Source organism: Candidatus Angelobacter sp. (assembly GCA_035607015.1).
Lineage (GTDB): Bacteria > Verrucomicrobiota > Verrucomicrobiia > Limisphaerales > AV2 > AV2.
In genome coordinates this window covers 1-3569 of sequence record DATNDF010000498.1, presented here as the reverse complement: position 1 = coordinate 3569, position 3569 = coordinate 1, and the positions used below count along the sequence as shown (strand labels likewise).

The 3569-nt window shown below is 58.4% G+C and carries 2 protein-coding genes; one reads left to right on the top strand and one right to left on the bottom strand.

What is annotated here, in order from left to right:
* Positions 1-255 precede the first annotated feature (255 nt).
* A complete protein-coding gene (locus tag VN887_20030; GenBank protein ID HXT42308.1) occupies positions 256-2610 on the top strand; it encodes a hypothetical protein in 2355 nt (784 codons plus the stop codon).
* Between the two features lie 218 nt (positions 2611-2828).
* On the opposite strand, the gene VN887_20025 is transcribed toward VN887_20030, so the two are convergent.
* Positions 2829-3035: a hypothetical protein gene (locus tag VN887_20025; protein HXT42307.1), complete on the bottom strand. Its 207-nt coding sequence runs from the start codon at positions 3033-3035 to the stop codon at positions 2829-2831.
* Between the last annotated feature and the right edge of the window lie 534 nt (positions 3036-3569).

The window sequence follows — 3569 nt, the reverse complement described above, 5'->3', positions numbered from 1 at the left end:
TTTTTCATGGTGTCTCCTGTCCGGTGAAATACCGGTGGAAGCCGGTTTTGAACACATCTTCCACCCGGATTCGCCCAACAAATAAGAGACAGGCCGCGTCATGACTCGGTTTCACACAAAAAGGCTCGATTCTCACGTCCGCCCGGCCAGCGGAAATGCTGCCGGCGCTTCGGCGAAATCCTGTTCCGCGGAAAAACAAGCGGTTTGAATCCCACGGCTCGTCAACTAAGATAAGCCGCGGATAGTGCAACGATCATGAAGGCGCGGTGGAAAATCACGGCGGGACTCGCGGCGACAGGCGTGGCCTGCACGCTTCTTCTCTGGCGGCCCGACGACAGCGAGCAGAAGGCCGTGGCAGAAACCCGGCGCGCCTTGCGCCAGCAGGGGTTCAAGACCGACCTCTCGGAATTCAACTTCACAATTTCCGATGAATTGCGCGCTCGCGCCGCCGTCTTGACCAACGCCGACGTCATCGCCGCTGTTCCGAGAGGCGCCGAATACGCCCGCCGCGCAGTGTTCCTGCAAAACCAGCCTGACCTCATGGCGACGGTGGGGCTGGACGCGGCCATCGTGGCCTGGAGACAAGACAGACCGCGGAGTCGATCCGGCGAGGACCTCTGGGCGGCGCTGCGCGAGACGTTGGAGGAAGACCGGCCGGGGCTGGACGCTGCCTGCGAAGCCGCGCTGTCCGGCCCGATCCGTTTCAGCCTGGTTGCCAGCCAGGGCAGCGGCATGTTGCTTCGGCACCTTGCAACGTTGAAGAGACTGGCCCAAACACTCGCCACGCGCGCGGTCCTCGAGCTGCACGGCGGCAACAAGGACGCCGCGTGGACGAACCTGCTGGCATTAACGCGGCTGGTGACCGCCTACGATCCCGAGCCTGCCGAGTTTTCGCACCTTGTCCGATTCGCCTGCGCGACCATTGCGTACAATGCCACCTGGCAGGCCCTTCAATCGACTGGTTGGACGGACGACCGGCTCGCTCAGCTTCAGCGCGAGTGGGAGTCGGCGGATTTCTTCCGTGGCCTGCCGGAGACGGCGGCCTTTACCCGCGCGAGCACGGTGGCGAACTGCCAGCTTGAGCGCCAACGACCCCTCAGCGGTCCTGGCGCCACGTTGAGAGAAATCATTCACTCGCCACCAGACGCCTGGTCCGCGCTCAAGGATTATTGGCGTCAGGTTCGCTACCTCAATCACGGAAGCTTCGAGGATGAAAAGGCGCTGCTGCTCTACTATCGCGACCGTGAACTTGAACTTCGACGGGCCGTGCGAAGCGCAACATGGACTGAGATGCGGGAGCTTCCGGGCGTTACCAACACGGTCTATTTTCAATCCAAGTATCCTTCGAGAATGCAATCAATGATGAACACGAGGCAAATTGCTTTGGCGTCTCAACTGTATGCACAAGGACAGCGGCAGGGATTGCTCGGCCGTGCAGCCGACGCGGAAGCCCGGCGTCGCATCGTCATTACAGCGATTGCCCTGGAGAGACGCCGTATCAGAATCGGTTCGTATCCGGAGACGCTGCGGGAGCTCGCGCCGGAACTGTTGAAGGATACACCCACCGATTTTTTGGACGGCAAACCTTTGCGTTATCATCGTACAGATGACGGCCATTTCGTTTTGTATTCCGTCGGGTTGGATTGCATTGATAACAATGGAGAAATGCCACGCCGCCGGCAGAGAGGGTTTTCTTACGTAACTTCGCCTGAAGTGGGCGCCCCGCAGGGAACGGATTTGGTCTGGCCGCGCCCGGCTTCCGACGCCGATGTGGAAACGTTTCATCGGGAAGAATTGAAAGCCCGGGCGGAGGCAGTGGATCGCGTGGAGGATTCTCAGGCAGAGGAGCAGTGGCGAAATACGGCCAGGCGACAGACCAAGGTCGAAAAACTCCTTGCGGCGAAACCCGAAGTTCGTTCCATCGAGCCGAAGTTCCGCGGCCGTCCGCTTGGCGAAGTGCTGCGGAATAAAAATGCCGCTGTCACCAACCAGCTCACTCTTGAAGAACTGTTGACGCTCAAGCCGGTCACGACCGGTGGGGAGCCGGAAAAGGTGACGTTTGAATTGCCGGTCAACCACGATGTCCTGACCAATATCGGCACGCCGTATTTGCTCGTTGATCCCGTGCGGGATGAGGATTCCGACGAAGGCTGCGTGGCCGGGGAATTTGAGTTGCGACGCGCGACCAACGGAAATTGCCTGATCGTCTTGAGCACGATTTACGAATCGCCCGGCAAACACGCGCTGCAATTGGGACTCGAGTTGAATGGTGCTGACCGGGACGACGAGCCCATAGTCGGTCCGATCACGCCCTTCGTGGTGAGCAACCTTTGCCAGTTCAGTCTGTCTTCCGCCCATTTCAATCCTGATTTCGGCGCGACGCTCCGCGCGAAACTGTCGGAACCGAACGGGACATACGGCATCGAGATCTCCTCACCCGCCGGCGAACGACTCCGAACGCTTGACGGCGTCACCTCCAACGGGGTTATCAAAGTATTTTGGGATTTGAGGGACGACCACGGCCGCAAATGCACCAACAACGCCTACGACACCCTCGTTCATGTCACCCTTCCCGATTCGGGGCGATCACAGACGCTGAAGGGGCCATAAACGGGATCTGTGACGTCCTGATGTTCGAGCATCCACTGAAGTAGCGAAGGCCACGATGTCGTTTGCCTGACCTGGGAAAGCCGTTTGGATGGCCCGCGCCCAATCCAACAATGATGCGCTTGTCCGCACCCGCCGCGGCGCCGGCTAACGCTCCACCCTGCGGCCAAATTGAACGACGTGGGAAGGTTCGTTTCAAAAGTTCAAGGTTGAAAATGTTTTTACGCCGCGCTGTTGAGCAGCCCGCGCAGAAAGCGGTACAGCGGATAACCGCACGGGCCGGCCTTGTCGCAGAAGCGCAGTTCCTCTCCGAGCTTTTGCAGCTTCTTGATTAGTGTGTCCGCAGCCTGGAGATGGTCGGGAATTCGCCCTACCGACCTCTCCCCGGAGACGATGCCCACGGCGATGGTTTCTTTGTGGACGTCCAAACCTGGGTGGAGGATAGATCAGCGTGATCAGGCGCGATGGACACGGCAATGGTTTCCTTGTGGACGTCCAGGCCGAGATAATGCACTTTTTTGTTCATGGGTGTTTGGTTTCGTTACTCTGTTATCAAGAACCCGGCTCCGTGCCAGGTCTCTGACAGTGTGGATAAGTCCGCACTCGCGGATAACCCACGTTTACAACCCAAATCAAACGCCCGCTCCACTTTCAAGTTAAGCCATAGGGTCTAGCGAACAACGCGCGATGAAAGCATTTTTCGTTTTCCTGTTGGTTGTTTCGGTTGTTTTTCCGTTTTACTCCTTCATGGCCACGCTGGGAGATTTCGCACACAATCAATACGCGATGCGCGTTGAGCGTCTTGAGGGAACGACTCCTGTGACTAGAAGCGGTTTCACAAGTGTCTGAGAGCGATGATGAGGCAGGCGACATGGAAAAAGGCGTTATACATCAACAGGGAGCGGTCGTAACGCACGACCAGCCGGCGGAAATTGCCCAGCCAGGCAAAGGTGCGTTCGACT